This is a genomic window from Geminicoccaceae bacterium (assembly GCA_020638465.1).
Classification (GTDB): Bacteria; Pseudomonadota; Alphaproteobacteria; order Geminicoccales; family Geminicoccaceae; genus JAGREO01.
In genome coordinates this window covers 1068449-1083475 of sequence record JACKIM010000001.1, presented here as the reverse complement: position 1 = coordinate 1083475, position 15027 = coordinate 1068449, and the positions used below count along the sequence as shown (strand labels likewise).

The 15027-nt window shown below is 64.3% G+C and carries 15 protein-coding genes; 10 read left to right on the top strand and 5 right to left on the bottom strand.

Annotation, left to right across the window (positions count from 1 at the left end):
- Position 1 precedes the first annotated feature (1 nt).
- The 5 genes from H6851_05110 (at position 2) to H6851_05090 (ending at position 3109) form a co-directional block, all read left to right on the top strand.
- Complete coding sequence (locus H6851_05110; protein MCB9942984.1) at positions 2-1348, top strand: right-handed parallel beta-helix repeat-containing protein; 1347 nt, start codon at positions 2-4, stop codon at positions 1346-1348.
- A gap of 77 nt (positions 1349-1425) precedes the next feature.
- The gene (locus tag H6851_05105; GenBank protein ID MCB9942983.1) at positions 1426-1662 is read left to right on the top strand and encodes a hypothetical protein; all 237 of its coding nucleotides are present in this window, start codon (positions 1426-1428) and stop codon (positions 1660-1662) included.
- Positions 1659-1925: a hypothetical protein gene (locus H6851_05100; GenBank protein ID MCB9942982.1), complete on the top strand. Its 267-nt coding sequence runs from the start codon at positions 1659-1661 to the stop codon at positions 1923-1925. Before H6851_05105 ends, H6851_05100 begins: the two co-directional genes overlap by 4 nt.
- Before the next feature lie 399 nt (positions 1926-2324).
- Positions 2325-2609, top strand: a complete 285-nt coding sequence (locus tag H6851_05095) for a DUF1778 domain-containing protein (protein MCB9942981.1) — start codon at positions 2325-2327, stop codon at positions 2607-2609.
- A complete protein-coding gene (locus tag H6851_05090; protein ID MCB9942980.1) occupies positions 2606-3109 on the top strand; it encodes a GNAT family N-acetyltransferase in 504 nt (167 codons plus the stop codon). The genes H6851_05095 and H6851_05090 overlap by 4 nt, the downstream gene beginning before the upstream one ends.
- A 47-nt stretch (positions 3110-3156) precedes the next feature.
- Here H6851_05090 and H6851_05085 read toward each other — a convergent pair whose 3' ends face one another.
- The 3 genes from H6851_05085 to H6851_05075 all read right to left on the bottom strand — a co-directional run bounded on the left by H6851_05085 (position 3157) and on the right by H6851_05075 (position 6199).
- Positions 3157-3636, bottom strand: a complete 480-nt coding sequence (locus tag H6851_05085) for a helix-turn-helix domain-containing protein (GenBank protein MCB9942979.1) — start codon at positions 3634-3636, stop codon at positions 3157-3159.
- 938 nt (positions 3637-4574) lie between these two features.
- On the bottom strand, positions 4575-5288 hold the full coding sequence (locus tag H6851_05080) for an ABC transporter ATP-binding protein (GenBank protein ID MCB9942978.1): 714 nt from the start codon (positions 5286-5288) through the stop codon (positions 4575-4577).
- Positions 5285-6199 carry a DMT family transporter gene (locus tag H6851_05075; protein MCB9942977.1) on the bottom strand — a complete coding sequence of 305 codons (915 nt, stop codon included), beginning with the start codon at positions 6197-6199 and terminating at the stop codon, positions 5285-5287. The genes H6851_05080 and H6851_05075 overlap by 4 nt, the downstream gene beginning before the upstream one ends.
- 179 nt (positions 6200-6378) lie before the next feature.
- On the opposite strand from H6851_05075, the gene H6851_05070 reads away from it, so the two are divergent.
- Positions 6379-7191 (top strand): phytanoyl-CoA dioxygenase family protein, encoded by an 813-nt coding sequence (locus H6851_05070; protein MCB9942976.1) that lies wholly within the window; start codon positions 6379-6381, stop codon positions 7189-7191.
- Between the two features lie 18 nt (positions 7192-7209).
- Here the strand turns inward: H6851_05070 and H6851_05065 are convergent, their stop codons facing one another.
- Together H6851_05065 and H6851_05060 are read right to left on the bottom strand one after the other, a co-directional pair.
- On the bottom strand, positions 7210-8220 hold the full coding sequence (locus H6851_05065) for an aldo/keto reductase (GenBank protein ID MCB9942975.1): 1011 nt from the start codon (positions 8218-8220) through the stop codon (positions 7210-7212).
- Between the two features lie 188 nt (positions 8221-8408).
- Complete coding sequence (locus H6851_05060; GenBank protein ID MCB9942974.1) at positions 8409-9017, bottom strand: ribbon-helix-helix domain-containing protein; 609 nt, start codon at positions 9015-9017, stop codon at positions 8409-8411.
- A gap of 167 nt (positions 9018-9184) precedes the next feature.
- Here H6851_05060 and H6851_05055 point away from each other — a divergent pair, with 167 nt between their 5' ends.
- The 4 genes from H6851_05055 to sucD all read left to right on the top strand — a co-directional run bounded on the left by H6851_05055 (position 9185) and on the right by sucD (position 14967).
- Positions 9185-11710: a type I secretion C-terminal target domain-containing protein gene (locus tag H6851_05055; protein ID MCB9942973.1), complete on the top strand. Its 2526-nt coding sequence runs from the start codon at positions 9185-9187 to the stop codon at positions 11708-11710.
- 262 nt (positions 11711-11972) lie between these two features.
- Complete coding sequence (gene mdh / locus H6851_05050) at positions 11973-12917, top strand: malate dehydrogenase (GenBank protein ID MCB9942972.1); 945 nt, start codon at positions 11973-11975, stop codon at positions 12915-12917.
- Entirely contained in the window at positions 12917-14086 is a 1170-nt protein-coding gene (gene sucC, locus H6851_05045; GenBank protein MCB9942971.1) for an ADP-forming succinate--CoA ligase subunit beta, read from the top strand. The genes mdh and sucC overlap by 1 nt, the downstream gene beginning before the upstream one ends.
- A complete protein-coding gene (sucD, locus tag H6851_05040) occupies positions 14086-14967 on the top strand; it encodes a succinate--CoA ligase subunit alpha (GenBank protein MCB9942970.1) in 882 nt (293 codons plus the stop codon). Before sucC ends, sucD begins: the two co-directional genes overlap by 1 nt.
- Positions 14968-15027: the final 60 nt, after the last annotated feature.

Sequence of the window (15027 nt, the reverse complement as noted above, 5' to 3'; positions counted from 1 at the left end):
CATGACCCCGCACCTTCTTCCCATGGCCCTGCTGCTGCTCTCCTGCAGCCACGCCGCCGCCCAGGCGCCCGTCATTCCCGACCTGCTGCGGCGCCTCGACACCACCTTGAACCACAACGACTTCCGCCAGTGTCCCCGGCCCGGGTGGATCCTGCGCAGGCTCGAGACGTTCCGGCAGGAACTGGCGGCGCTGGGCGAATGCGAACCCGTCACCGGTTCCGTTCCCGACGACACGGATGGCAAAGCCACCATCGTCTCCCGGCCGGAAGACCTGCCCGCCGCCCTCGCCGCCGCCCCGTGCGGCCGGACCGTGACCCTCGCCTTCGACCGCTACGACCCGCCGCTGGCCATCGATGCCGGTTGCACCGCCGCCGAACCGCTCGTCATCGTGCCCGCGACCCGCACCGTGCTGGCCGGCCGTGTCACCCTCTCCGGCTCCGGCATCACCCTGCGCGGCCTCGACTTCGACGGTCCCGCCTCCGGTGTCACCGTCCATGGCGACCATCACCGCATCCTCGCCGGCCGCTTTGCCGGATGGGCGGGCATGGCCATCCTGCTGCTTGATGGCACCGGTGCCGAGATCGCCTGGAACGCGTTCCACGACCCGGCCCCCTGGGGCCTGGCGGGCGACCCGGACTATCCCCTGCGCATCGCCATCCGCTCCTCGCACCGGCCGGCCGAGTTCCACACCGGCGCCCACATCCATCACAACCACTTCCACGACTTCCCCGGCAAGCCTTCCGCCGACTACCATTCCGGCCAGAGCGACGCCATCGAGGTCTGCTTTACCGGCACCATGCTCGAATCCGGCTTTCTCATCGAAAGCAACCTCATCGAGCGCCACCATGGCAGCAGCGGCATCGTCGACATCAAGTGCAGCAAGGCCACCGTCCGCGACAATACCGTGCTCGATTCCCCGGCCGGGCGCATCGACCTGCGCTACGGCGCCAACTCGCGCCTCGAAGGCAACTGGATCGAGAACGCCGGCGGCTCCGTCATCCGTGGCGGCCACCACACCATCGCCGGCAATGTCTACCGCAACACCTCCCAGGGCCTCGTCATCGCCGCCGGCAACGATCCCTGGGACGCCACCGGCGGACAGGCCGAGCCCCAGGCGTTCGACGTCACCCTCTCCGGCAACGAGACCGACCAGCTCACCGTCGGCGAGGACTACGGCTCCATGAAGCGGCCCGCCACCGACACCACGGTCCATCCCCTCGGCAGCGAACGCATCTGCCTGAAGGTCCAGGCCGGCACCCGCATCCTGGAGCCCGCCGTCCCGGCCCTCGCCGCACGGCGGATCGGCGAGGACGAGGTGGGACCGGACGCCTTCGCGTCTCAACCGTAATCCACGGGACTTGCCGTATCGGCCGATTTTATCCACCATGAGTTGAGATTTGACTTGCATTCCCGCCGGGGGCTCCGATGACGGCCAGCCTGTTCGCCTTCCGACTCGCACGGCTCCTGCCGCCGGGCTCCATGTTCTCGCTCACCCTCGGCCCCGAGGGCATCGCACTCGAACTGCACACCGATGACGGCATCGCCGTCCATGCCGTCCGCACGGATGGCGACCGGCTGGTCATCCACCGCGAAAGCGGCGATCGCGCCTGGATGGAAACCCTGCAGCGGCTCCCGCTTGCCATGGGCGGGCCGGGGCCGTGAACGTCGAACTCGACAAGGCCCGCATCAGCGCCCCGATCGCCGCCCTCGCCGCCGCCGGGCTGATGATCGGCGGCTGGATCGCCCGCTCGGAAATGGCCCAGGCCACCCGCGAGACCCGGCTCGCCGCCATCGAGCAGGCCCAGCAGGCCACCGCCCACGAACTGCGCGCCCTGCGACCCCAGGACGCCCGCATCGCAAGGCTGGAGGAAAAGATCGACGCCATCGGCCGCGACGTCCGCCGCCTGCTGGACCGCCGGCCGTGAGAACCGTGCTGCCCACCGTGGCCCGCGCCTCCCTCGTCATGGCCGCATCGGCGGCCATCGGCGCCGGGCTGGCGCTGGCCATGTCCTCCTGGATCGCGCAACATGACTCCCCGCCGCCCGCCGCCACTATCCATGGACAGCGGCCCGCGGCCGTGTCAGACCCTCTCCCGTCAGCGTGCACCGGGCGGGAGCACGATTGATCCGTTTCCTTTTGACATCACCTCCCTCACGCCGGCGGGGCACCAACCATCCCCGCCGGCGGATCTTCCGGCACATGGGTGAATTGAGGATATCGCGGAATCCTTTTTTAAGCGGGAACGTTAATAAAGGATCGTTGAAATCTTCCCTTGTTTTTGTACGGGAAAATGCCGTACCATGTCAGTCATGGAGGAATTTCCCATGTCACGATCCATCCGCTCGGAACGTATCGAGGCCCGCATTGCGCCTGACATTCTGGTGACCGTTCGCCAGGCCGCCGAGATGCAGGGGCGTTCGCTCAGCGAGTTCGTTGTCGCGGCTGCCGAACAGGTGGCCCGGCAGACCATCGAGGAACTTCAGATCGTCCGCCTCTCGGCTGACGATCAACACCGCTTCATCGAATCCCTGTTCGACGAAGATGCCCAACCGGCTCCGGCCATGACACGCGCGGCTGGACGGCATCAACGTCTGATCGGGGAACCGTGAGCCAGCCCCGGTTTCGCATTTCACCGCTTGGCAAGGAGGATCGCTCGGCTTTCCAGAGCGGCAGTGAACCGCTTGACCGGTATTTCCGTACACAAGTTGGCCAGGATATACGGCGGCGCGTCACGGCCTGTTACGTGGCCACTCATTCGGTGACAGGCGCGCCCGCAGGATATTACACGCTCTCTGCAGCCGATATTCCCGTCATGGATGTACCTGAAGAACTCGTAAAACGCCTTCCGCGCTATCCTGCGATTCCGGCTGTCAGGCTTGGGCGGCTTGCTGTCGACAGGGAGTTTCACGGGATGGGGCTCGGCGGCGCGCTTCTGTTCGATGCCGTGCAGCGCGCCGGGCGATCGGAGGTTGGCATGCATGCCATGATCGTCGAGGCCAAGGATGCCGCCGCCGAAGCCTTTTACCGGCATCACGGTTTTGCGGCCTACGGCTCGGCTCCCGGCCTCCTGATCGCCCCCCTGCACAGACTTCTCAAAGCGGGAAAATAGAGCGGATCCCCGGGGTTTCCGGCCACGACGAAAACAGTTTGCCCCTCTCATCCGTCACTGTGCCGGCCGAACAGGCGGTCATAAAGTACGCCATACCAGGACGGCCGCGGTTCCGGCACCGCCTCCGGCTTGGGCAGCAGTGCCAATATCTGCGCCTTCTCGCGGCTCGCATCCGCCAGCTGTTCCCGCAGCCACCCGATCTGCTCGCGGGCGTCGCCGAGCTGCGCCCGAAGGGCCTCGATCTCGATGTCGAGCTGCACCGGTTCACCGCGTCGCATCGCGTCATCCGGCACGTCGGACCGCGTCACCGCCGCATCATCGGGTGCGTCATCCACCGCGTCACGGCGCACCAGGGCCACGGCAGCAGCCGGCCAGACCCGCGCCAGCTCGGCCGGATCGATGCGCCACTGACCCGCGTCATCGCGCGTCGCCGATACCCGTCCGGCCTTCACCGACCGCTGCAGGGTCGACTTCGACACCCCCGCAAGCTGTGCCGCTTCGGCCAATGTCACCCCGTTCGCATCCATCGCACCCCCCGCGTCACATCGCGTCACGAGGAACAGGCAACCGCGTCACCGCCGTGTCAATAAATCAAGGGTAGAAAAACAATGTTGGAATTCACCCATTGCAGTTGAGGGAAATCTATCCGAAGGTCGGGCTTCGCGCGTTCAACTTCTGACGCCGCAAAACGGGGTGAAATCGACCTGAATCGAAGGATTTTCGTCGAACGGGACGTTGTTTTCATTGGAATGTCATGTAACCTGTCATCACCGGGCTCTTTTTGACGGAGACACGGGAGGGTCGTGGCAGCGGGTGGGCCGCGCCCGCGGGGTGCCGGGTGCCACGGACGGGCAGCCGGAGCAGGCAGGGGTCCGACGCCTGCGCCATGACCTGCCGGAAACGGATCGTGTCCGCCGGACAGGTCGTCCATGACGAAGGCCATCAGGCGTGACTGCCACAGGGCATCGTGGCCGTCGTCCCGAAGATCCGGCTCGTGCGGGGAAGCCGGCCCACCGTCTTCGCTCCGCCCTTGCCTGAAGGACGCCAGCAGCAGCCGGACGGTCCCCGCGGGATCGTCGCCCGCCAGATATTCATCCCATGCCCGGCGCAGCAGCGAGGTTTCATCCGGCGTGAGCACCAGGCGGGCCGAGGTGGCAGCGACAAGGGCGTCGACAACCGACATGAACCGCCGTTGCCGACGGCACCCGGACGGACGCCCGCGCGCGGCCCCGCGGATCCGGACGGCCAGAAGGCGAAGGACCTCCAGGGCCGGATCCCCGGTGGACATCATCGCAAGCCGCCTGCATGTCAGCGCGCGGCATGTCCGCAGCAGCCGCAGGGACCGCCCCAACACGCTTCGCACCCAAAGGCGGGCGATATGTCCGGATGTTTCCTTCATGATTCCACCATGCCATGGAGCATGGGACCGGATCAAGGAATTTTTTCTTATTTCACGGAATGCCGGTCAGGCCGGCACCCTGAGCATGTCCTCCAGCGCGCCGCTCCGGTCGAGTTCGTCGAGCGTGCCCTGTTGCAGGATGCGCCCCTTCTCGATCAGCAGGGCACGGTCGGCCACGCGGCGGGCGAAGCGGAGATTCTGCTCGGAAAGCAGGATGGAAAGGCCCTCGCGCTTGAGATCGTCGATGGCCGCGGCCATGGTGTCGACGATCACCGGCGCCAGTCCCTCGGAGGGTTCGTCGAGAAGGACGAGGCGCGGATTGCCCATGAGCGTGCGGGCAATCGTCAGCATCTGCTGCTCGCCGCCGGACATCTGCCCGCCGGGCCGCCGGCGCATCTCGGCCAGATTGGGGAAGATCCCGAACAGACGCTCGGGTGTCCACGGATTGCTGCCGCCCGCCGCCGCCCTGCGCCCGACTTCGAGATTCTCCATCACCGTCAGTTCGGCGAAGACACGGCGATCCTCGGGAACGTAGCCTATTCCCCGGCGGGCCACGGCATGGGGCGGCAGCCGCCCGATGTCGGCGCCCTCGAAGACGATCCTCCCCGACCATGCGGGCAGAAGTCCCATGACCGTCTTCATGGTCGTGGACTTGCCGGCACCGTTGCGGCCGAACAGGACCGCCACCTCGCCGCGCGCGATCTCCATCGTCAGGTCGAACAGGATCCGCGCCCGGCCGTAGCCGGAAGTGACGTTCTCCAGCGTCAGCGAGGCGGTCATGCGCCCTGGTCCCGCCGGAGCCGCCGCGCCGCGCGCCCGTGATCCAGGTTGAGCAGCAGGAGGCCGCTGGCGACGATGACCAGCGCCCCGATGATCGTCAGCGTATTGGGAATGTCGCCAAAGAAGAAGATGCTGGACCCCATCGCCCAGACCAGTTGCAGGTAGGTGAAGGGGCTGACCTTCGAGACTTCGGAGCGTTGCAGCGCCATGATCATGAAGAGATGTCCGATTGCCCCGAAGCTGCCGATGAGCACCAGCAGGATCCATTGCTGCCATGTGGGCCACTGCCAGAACCACGGCACGATCAGGCTGAAGACCACCATGCCGACCAGCCCGCCATAGAGCAGCGACACCATCGGCTCGGATTCACGCACGATCCGCGTGCTGACCTGGTAGGCGGCGTAGGCCCCGGCACAGCCCAGCGCCAGCAGCGCGCCGATGTTGAAGCCGCTCATGCCGGGCTGCACCACCAGCAGCGTTCCCGTGAAACCGAGGACGATGACCGCCCAGCGCGTCGGCGAGACCTTCTCGCGCAGGAGCACCATGGCCAGCGCCGCGACGATGAGCGGGGAGGTGAAGATGATGGCCGAGACCTCGCCCAGCGGCATGAAGATCAGGGCTATGAAGTTGAAGACGGTCGACAGCAGCAGCATCAGCGAGCGGGCCAGATGCACCTTCTGTTGCGTGACCCGCGTGATCGCGACGACGGTGCCGGGAAACAGGACGATGGCGGTGACGACATGGAAGAAGTACCGGGCCCATATGATCATCACCGTGTCGATCGTCCCGGTGAGATACTTGACCAGCGAATTGAGGCTGACGAAGAAAAGGCCGGCGAGACAGGCCAGCCCTATCGCCGCCAGTGCGTTCCCGGACGCCTGCCCGTCCGTATCCGATCGTGCCGGAACCATGGACTTCAATATCATGGATGGAAGCCTAGCAGCGCGGCGGCGACTTGCCGATAGCAACAACGCGCAATCGGACGGATGATCGTAACATTGTTGTGATGTGGAAAATATCCGTCATGGGCACTGGCACTGCAATGCCGTCCGGCGCAGTGTGGGATCCACGAAAGGGGAGGAAGACGACCATGACGACAAGTCTCAGTGAAACTCAGCAGAAGGATTACTGGCGCGAAGGCTACCTGGCACCACTGCCGGCGCTGGAGCCTGACCGCGCGCGGAACTATCGCGCGGCGCTGGAAGCTGCCGAGGCGCAGGCCGGCGAGGCGTTCGACCGGGGCCTGAGGCACAAGCCGCACCTGGTGTGGAACTGGGCCGACGAGCTGATCCGCGAAACCTCCGTCCTCGATGCCGTGGAAGGCATTCTCGGTCCGGACATCCTGTGCTGGGAATCCGCGCTGTTCACCAAGGATGCCCGGAGTTCCAGCTATATCTCATGGCATCAGGACATCACCTATTGGGGACTGGAAGCCGAGGGCAACGTTGTCACCGCGTGGATCGCCCTGTCGCCGTCGACCCGGCTCTCCGGTTGCATGCGGGTCGTGCCCGGTACCCACACCGAACGCGTGATCGAACACCGGGACACCCATGCGGCCGACAACCTGCTCTCGCGGGGGCAGGAACTGGCCGTGGATGTCGATGAAGCGGATGCCGTCGACATCGAGCTGCAACCCGGCCAGATGTCGCTGCATCACGTCAAGATCTTCCACGGATCGAACCCCAACCGTTCGGACGACCGCCGCATCGGATTTGCGGTGCGCTACATCCCGCCACATCTCAGGCAGCAGGCGGGTACCGCCGACAGCGCGAGACTTGTGCGGGGTGAGGACAACTTCGGCCATTTCGAACTGGAACAGCCGCCGGCCGGCGATTTTTCCGCACAGGCCCTCGCAGCGCACAAGCGGCTGCGCGATCAGCGCATGGCGATCATGATGCGCTGATCGCGACATGCGCGCGCCTCAGCCGGCATGCGGCAGCCGGCCTTCGAGAGGATAGGCCGGGTCGTTGTATCCCGGGGTCGACGGGTGCCCGGTGGTGACCAGACCGTCGACCAGCGCCTCGTCCTCGGCGGTGAAGGCGACGTCCAGTGCTCCCAGATAGTCCTTCATCTGATCCAGCGTGCGCGGTCCGGCGATGGGACTGGTGATCAGGCGATTGTTGAGCACCCAGGCGACGGCGAACTGCCCGGCGGTGCAGCCCTTCTCCTCGGCCCGGGCCTTCAGCCTCTGGGCGATGACCAGGCTTTCCTCGCGCCATTCGGTCTGCATCATGCGGGTGTCCTGCCGGGCTGCCCGCGTTCCTTCGGCCGGCGCCTGCCCCGGCGCATACTTGCCGGTGAGGACGCCGCGCGCGAGCGGGGAATAGGGCACGACACCAAGCCCGTAGAAGCCGCAGGCGGGCAGCAACTCCACCTCCGGCATGCGATTCATGATGTTGTAGTAGGGCTGCAGGACCACCGGGCGGTCGATTCCGGCCCGATCGCACAAATGACAGATCTCGGCGATCCGCCAGGCGCGATAGTTGGACAGGCCGACATAGCGGACCTTGCCCTGCCGCACGAGATCGGCCAGCGCCGAAACGGTCTCGGCCAGCGGCGTGTCGTGGTCCTCCTTGTGGAGGTAGTAGATGTCGATGTAGTCGGTCCCGAGTCGCCGGAGACTGTCCTCGCATGCCTGCATGACCCATTTCCGGGACAGGCCGCCCTCGTTGGGTCCGCTCCCCATGACGTTGCACAGCTTGGTGGCGAGGACCCACGAGTCCCGTTCGCGGGCGATGGCGCGACCGGTGATCTCCTCCGAACGCCCTTCATTGTACACGTCGGCGGTGTCGATGAAGTTGATGCCGGCATCGCGAGCGACCTCGATGACCCGCCTGGAGACGTCCTCGGACGTCTGCCCGCCGAACATCATCGTCCCGAGACAGAGCGGCGACACCTTCAATCCGCTGCGGCCCAGTTTCCTGTAGTTCATCGGTCCTTCCTCCCCGTTCCCATGTGCAGGCCGAGTCCCTGCCACGCGGAGACGTTCCCGACAAGTGGTCCGTTTACCCCGGCGATGCCGGTGCGGGACGGCAACGTCCGCACGACAACACGGAAGGCACTGGGGGATCGGATGAATGGGGGGACGAACCGGTCAGTTCACCGCGAGGGGAAGTAACGTCAGTTGCGGCCGGCGAGAGTCTCGAACAGGACGATGCAGCCGCGGCGGCCGGGATCGGAGCTGGTCGCCGACAGCGCCACTGCCATGGCCTGCGAGGTCCGCACCTTTCCGGGAGAAACGTAGGTCGCATTGAAACCTGCCCGCGCCATGCGGCCATCGAGCAGATTGTTCCACATCTCCTTCATGCCGGGACCGCGCAGTATCATGATATTGTCAAGACGCTGTCCCAGCGTTGCCTTGGAATCCACATTCAACCAAAAGGCAAAAGCACGGTTGATCTGGCGGATACACCGGTCGCCGTCGAGCACCAGGCAGGGCAGCGGACAGGCTTCCATGACCCGGACAAGGTCCTGCGTGTTGCCTGCGAGCGACAGCTTGTCGAGTTCCCTCTGCAAGGTCTGGCAGCGCAGCCGCGCATGGACGAGCGCGAAAGTTCTCAACGTGGACGCGAGGTTCGTCCGGTCGGGCGTGGCCTGTGCAACTTCGTTGACAAGCGCCGAAAGACGCATCTCCCGGCTCTCTGCGACCTCCTTGAGATAGTCCCAGAATTCACTTTCCAGTTTGATCGAGGTCCTCACCTCCCCGATCCGCATCGTCTTGCGTATCATTCGGATCGCTCCTCGGTCGCGTTGCGTGCAACACGCACCATAATATTCATCCAGTGGCCGCTTTACGATTGAGGAGCATTAATCCCACCGATAGGTTAAGCTTGAGTTAAAGATAAGGCGCAAGCTGTCTGCCATCACATAGTCGCCTTGGATCCAGGAGTGCATGCATGCAGGAGCAGGTTTCGCCGCGCGTCATAGCGGAGCCTTCGACGGATGACCACATTGTTGTGGCGCAGGCCACACCTGCGGAGGGAGCGGCTCCGCAGGAGCTGATCTCCGAAGAGGTTGTCAACGAGGCCGAGCAGGATGGTGCTGCCGTCACGGCACCGCGCAATGTCATCGAAATTCCCGGTGAATACGAAGTTCCCGGCGAGGGCATGCGGATCACCGTGCTGATTCCCGACGGCTCGGACGTCCGGCTGGTGGATCCCCAGTTCAATCCCCAGTTCGCCACATATGCGATCGACGGCAGCGACCTGACGATCACGCTCGCCAATGGCGGCGTGCTGACCCTCCAGAATTTCTTCATCGCCGCCGGTGAGCTCAACACGCTCGGATTGCTGGGCGGAAACCCGGTGCTTGCCGCCGACCTGCTCCGGCAGGCCGAAGCCTACATGGCCGAGAACGACCAGGGCCAGGACACGGAGCCCGCGGCCGGACCTGAGGCCGGAGGCGCAAAGACAGGCGGCGGGGCATCGTTTGATCCCTATGATCCGGGCGGGATCGGAACCGGACTCGATCCGGAAGGACCCCTGGGTCCCACGGAAATGTCCCGCAGTGTGCAGTTCGTCTCAACGACGGTTGATCCCGATGGCGGCCGGGACACGGCGGATGGAGGGGGGCCGATATCGCCTCCTCCCGTTTCGCCGCCTCCTCCAGTGTCACCACCACCGGTATCGCCTCCCCCTGTTTCACCGCCGCCGGTGTCGCCACCGCCCGTTTCACCACCGCCGGTATCGCCTCCTCCCGTTTCGCCGCCCCCGCCGGTGACGCCCGAGACCGAGGCTCCCTCGCTCTCGCTGCGCGGTCACATCGAGGGGACCCTGGCCGAGGAAAGCGTCGGCTACAATCCACCGTCCACACCGGTCCTCCCCATCACGGGCGAGGGGGAAACCATTCCGGACGACGCCATCAACGGCATCGACCAGAACATTCTCACCCTCGATCAGACCCGCGAGGTCTTCGTACGATTCGTCGACGAATCGTCCCGGTCGATCGATTCGCTGTTCGTTCACGAGATCGGCGCGGACGGGTCGATCATCAACATCCGCCCCGTCTTCCCGTACACGAACGAGACGGGGGACCTGTATTCGAACAAGTATCCCAGCATGCCGCTGGGAACGGAAGTTTCGCTGGGTACCTACGAGGAAGGTACGCAGATCAACTTCTTCATCGTCAATGACGGCGGGCGTCAGATCAACCCGGACTTCTTCAAGGAAGGCCACTTCGAGCTGATCAATCCGGATACCGGAGAAGCGGCGAGGAACACCGACGGAACGCCACCGGTGCTTGTCCACGTCAGCGACGACGGCACGAGGGTCGAGTTGCAGCAATCCGCCCTGTTCGGGACCGACGACAGTCAGCACACGGCCAACAACAACGCGCTCAACCCGGACGGTGAAGGTCATGTCGTATCCGGCTGGGATGACGCGACGGGCTCGTTGGTCTTCGGTTTCGAGGATGACTCGAGGGCGACCAAGGACAACGATTTCAACGACGATGTCTACGCCGTCCGCTTCGGTTCCGTGACGGAGAAGAATGTCGTCTGGATCGGTCCGGATGCCACGGCCGGCCTCGGTGCCGACATCACGGATGCGGACAGCGCCCAGATGTCGGGAGGTACGGTGTATCTCACGTCGAACTTCGACGGCGACAAGCTGGTTCTGGCTGAGAGTGCGCTCTACGGCACCAAGATCAAGGTCGACGTCCTGTCCGACCAGCAGCTCAAGTTCCATGGTGTCGACACCATCGCCAATTACGAGAAGGTGATGAGCGCCGTCGGTATCGAGTTCACCGGCGACCAGGCCGAAGCCGGGGAACGGACGATTGCCGCCCGGGTGACCGATACGGACGGGAACACCAGCAACACCGCCCGGACGACCATTGACGTGACCGACCATCTGATGGCCGGGACCGGTGACGACGACTCGCTCCATGGCATCAGCAATGATGGCGAGATCCTGCTTTCGGATGGCGACGACGCCATCTCGGGACGCAGCGGGGATGATTTCATCAACGGTCGCAGCGGCAACGACTTCATCGATGGCGGTGAGGACAACGATACCCTGTGGGGATCCATCGGCAACGATATCCTCAATGGCGGGCCGGGCCAGGACAAGCTGAAAGGCGGTTCGGGTGCGGACGAATTCCGCTACACGGGGCTCAGCGACGGCACCGATCACATCGTCGACTTCAATGCCGATGAGGGTGATTCGCTCGGGCTGGATATCCTGTTCGAAGGTTCATCCTTCGATCCGACAAAGTCGGATGTCAGCAAGTACATCCAGCTCGCCGCCGCAAACCTCGATGGCAATGGCGGCAACAACGACATCACCGTCAGTGTGGATCTCGACGGCGAAGGATCCGCTCACCGGATGGTGACCATCTTCGACCTGACCAATCCGGTAGGTGTGGATGGGTCCACCGATCCGCTGTCGATCACCACGTTCCAGGACAACAATGCGGTAAGCTGAACGCTCCGCGCAGACCTGCGTCATACTGGGCCGGTACCGCAAGGTACCGGCCCGATTGCGTTTTATCGGGCCGGAAAGGACGGGAATGGCCGCATGAACATGCCTTGCACCGGCATGAGGCAGGCCATGCGGCCGTCACGCCATTCACCCGGAGGGGTACGTGCAGCTTGACGCAGCGCGCTTGATGCGCGCTTACAGGATCGGTAGACAGATTGGTGCTCGCACCTGAGACTCCTCCAGACTCAAAAGGCACTGTGATCGCATGGCTCGGAACAAGATTGCCCTTATCGGGGCTGGCCAGATCGGCGGAACGCTTGCTCACCTCGTAGGCCTCAAGGAGCTCGGCGATGTCGTGCTCTTCGACATCGTCGACGGTGTCCCCCAAGGCAAGGCACTCGACCTCGTGGAGAGCTCGCCGGTCGAGGGCTTCAACGCCAGCATGTCCGGCACCTCCGATTACTCCGGCATTGCCGGGGCAGACGTCGTGATTGTCACGGCCGGTATCCCGCGCAAGCCGGGCATGAGCCGTGACGACCTGATCGCGACCAATGCCAATGTCATCAAGAGCGTCGCCGGCGGAATCAGGGAAAATTGCCCGGACGCGTTCGTCATCGTCATCACCAACCCGCTCGATGCCATGGTCTGGGCGATGCAGAAGGCCAGCGGCCTTCCCGCCAACAAGGTTGTCGGCATGGCCGGTGTCCTCGACAGCGCGCGCTTCCGCTACTTCCTCGCCGATGAGTTCAAGGTTTCCGTCGAGGATGTGACGGCTTTCGTGCTTGGCGGCCATGGCGACTCGATGGTCCCGCTCGTGCGTTATTCGACCGTTGCCGGCATTCCCCTGCCCGACCTGGTGAAGATGGGCTGGACGACGCAGGAGCGGCTTGACTCGATCGTCCAGCGGACGCGCGATGGCGGTGCGGAGATCGTGGGCCTGCTCAAGACCGGTTCCGCGTTCTATGCACCGGCATCATCCGCCATAGCCATGGCGGAAAGCTATCTCAAGGATCAGCGCCGGGTACTGCCATGTGCCGCGCAGCTCAACGGCGAGTACGGCGTCAACGGTCTGTATGTCGGCGTACCGGTCGTCATCGGGGCGGGCGGTGTCGAAAAGGTCGTCGAGATCGAGCTGAACAGTGACGAGAAGACGGCTTTCGACAAGTCGGTAGCGTCTGTCCAGGGCCTTTGCGATGCGGTGAACCTCTGATGAATATCCATGAATATCAGGCGAAGGGCCTGCTGAGGGACTACGGCGTCGCCACCCTGCGCGGGTCGGTTGCCTACACTCCGGAGGAGGCCGAGAAGGCTGCACGCGAGCTCGGTGGCCCGGTATGGGTCGTCAAGGCACAGATCCACGCGGGCGGGCGCGGCAAGGGCGGTGGTGTCAAGCTGGCGAAATCCGTCGAAGAGGTTCGTCAGCTTGCCGATGACATGCTCGGCATGACACTGGTCACCCACCAGACCGGACCTGCGGGACGGGTGGTCAAGCGTGTCTATATCGAGGACGGCTGCGACATCGGCCGCGAGCTCTATCTCGGCGCGGTGATTGATCGGGCGACCAGCCGCGTGACCTTCATGGCCTCCACCGAAGGCGGTGTCGAGATCGAGGAGGTCGCCGCCCGGACCCCGGAAAAGATCCTCATGGTCGCCATCGATCCGGCCACGGGCTTTCAGGCCTTCCACGGCCGCAAGCTGGCCTTCGGTCTCGGCCTCAAGGGGGGCGAGATCAGGAAGGCCGTGGCCTTCATGGCTGGCCTCTATCGCTGCATGATCGAGCGTGATGCCAGCCTCGTGGAAATCAACCCGCTGGTTGTCACCAAGGGCGGCGACATCATCGCTCTCGATGCGAAGATGAACTTCGATTCGAACGCACTCTACCGCCAGCAGAAGATCGTCGACCTGCGCGACCTCGACGAAGAGGATCCGCAGGAGATCGAAGCCAGCCGTCACGAGCTGAACTACATCAAGCTCGATGGCAATATCGCCTGCATGGTCAATGGCGCCGGTCTCGCCATGGCCACCATGGACATCATCAAGCTCTATGGCGGCGAACCCGCCAACTTCCTCGACGTCGGTGGCGGTGCCACCAAGGAACGGGTGACTGCGGCGTTCAAGCTGCTCCTGTCCGATCCGAATGTCGAGGGTGTGCTGGTCAACATCTTCGGTGGCATCATGCGTTGCGATGTCATCGCGGAGGGCGTTGTCGCCGCGGCTCGCGAGGTCAACCTTACCGTACCGCTGGTGGTTCGTCTCGAAGGCACGAATGTCGAGCAGGGCAAGGAGATCCTTGCCAATTCGGGCCTGTCCATCACCGCAGCGGATGACCTTTCCGATGCTGCCCGCAAGATTGTCGATGCCGTTGGGAGTGCTGGCTGATGTCCGTGATGATCGACCGCAACACGAAGGTGATCTGTCAGGGATTTACCGGCGCCCAGGGGACCTTCCATAGCGAGCAGGCGATTGCCTACGGCACAAAGATGGTGGGCGGCGTGACCCCCGGCAAGGGCGGTGAGACGCATCTGGGCCTCCCGGTATTCGATACGGTCGCCGATGCACGCTCGGCAACGGGTGCCGATGCCTCGGTGATCTACGTCCCGGCCGCATTCGCGGCCGATGCCATCCTCGAGGCCATCGACGCGGAAATACCGCTGGTCGTATGTATTACCGAGGGAATCCCGGTACTGGACATGGTGAAGGTCCGCCGGGCGCTGGACGGTTCGTCCACTCGGCTGGTCGGCCCGAACTGCCCCGGTGTCATCACCCCCGGCCAGTGCAAGATCGGCATCATGCCCGGCCATATCCACAAGGTCGGCAGGATCGGCATTGTCTCGCGCTCCGGCACCCTGACCTACGAGGCGGTTGCACAGACGACGGTCACCGGCCTGGGCCAGACCACATGCATCGGCATCGGCGGCGATCCGGTCAAGGGTACCGAGTTCATCGATGCACTCGACATGTTCCTCGGCGATGACGCGACCGAAGGCATCATCATGATCGGCGAGATCGGCGGCAGCGCCGAAGAGGATGCCGCCGACTTCCTCAAGCAGGCCAGGACGAAAAAGCCGGTCGCCGGCTTCATTGCCGGTCGTACGGCTCCCCCCGGCCGCCGCATGGGCCATGCGGGGGCCATCATCTCGGGCGGCAAGGGCGGTGCCGAGGAAAAGATCGAGGCCATGCGTTCCGCCGGTATTACAATCGCGAAGAGCCCTGCCCATATCGGAGAGGCGATGGTCGAGGCCCTCGGCGCAGGTTCTTGAGCGATTTCTTTTTGACAATGTTGTAGAACGCCCGCGTCGCGCATCGCAATCAAGCGACGC

Coding starts and splice junctions, on each gene's coding strand:
- H6851_05110 (MCB9942984.1), top strand. CDS start 2: ATGACCCCGCACCTTCTTCCCATGGCCCTGCTGCTGCTCTCCTGCAGC.
- H6851_05105 (MCB9942983.1), top strand. CDS start 1,426: ATGACGGCCAGCCTGTTCGCCTTCCGACTCGCACGGCTCCTGCCGCCG.
- H6851_05095 (MCB9942981.1), top strand. CDS start 2,325: ATGTCACGATCCATCCGCTCGGAACGTATCGAGGCCCGCATTGCGCCT.
- H6851_05085 (MCB9942979.1), bottom strand. CDS start 3,636: ATGGATGCGAACGGGGTGACATTGGCCGAAGCGGCACAGCTTGCGGGG.
- H6851_05080 (MCB9942978.1), bottom strand. CDS start 5,288: ATGACCGCCTCGCTGACGCTGGAGAACGTCACTTCCGGCTACGGCCGG.
- H6851_05075 (MCB9942977.1), bottom strand. CDS start 6,199: ATGGTTCCGGCACGATCGGATACGGACGGGCAGGCGTCCGGGAACGCA.
- H6851_05070 (MCB9942976.1), top strand. CDS start 6,379: ATGACGACAAGTCTCAGTGAAACTCAGCAGAAGGATTACTGGCGCGAA.
- H6851_05065 (MCB9942975.1), bottom strand. CDS start 8,220: ATGAACTACAGGAAACTGGGCCGCAGCGGATTGAAGGTGTCGCCGCTC.
- H6851_05060 (MCB9942974.1), bottom strand. CDS start 9,017: ATGATACGCAAGACGATGCGGATCGGGGAGGTGAGGACCTCGATCAAA.
- H6851_05055 (MCB9942973.1), top strand. CDS start 9,185: ATGCAGGAGCAGGTTTCGCCGCGCGTCATAGCGGAGCCTTCGACGGAT.
- mdh (MCB9942972.1), top strand. CDS start 11,973: ATGGCTCGGAACAAGATTGCCCTTATCGGGGCTGGCCAGATCGGCGGA.
- sucC (MCB9942971.1), top strand. CDS start 12,917: ATGAATATCCATGAATATCAGGCGAAGGGCCTGCTGAGGGACTACGGC.
- sucD (MCB9942970.1), top strand. CDS start 14,086: ATGTCCGTGATGATCGACCGCAACACGAAGGTGATCTGTCAGGGATTT.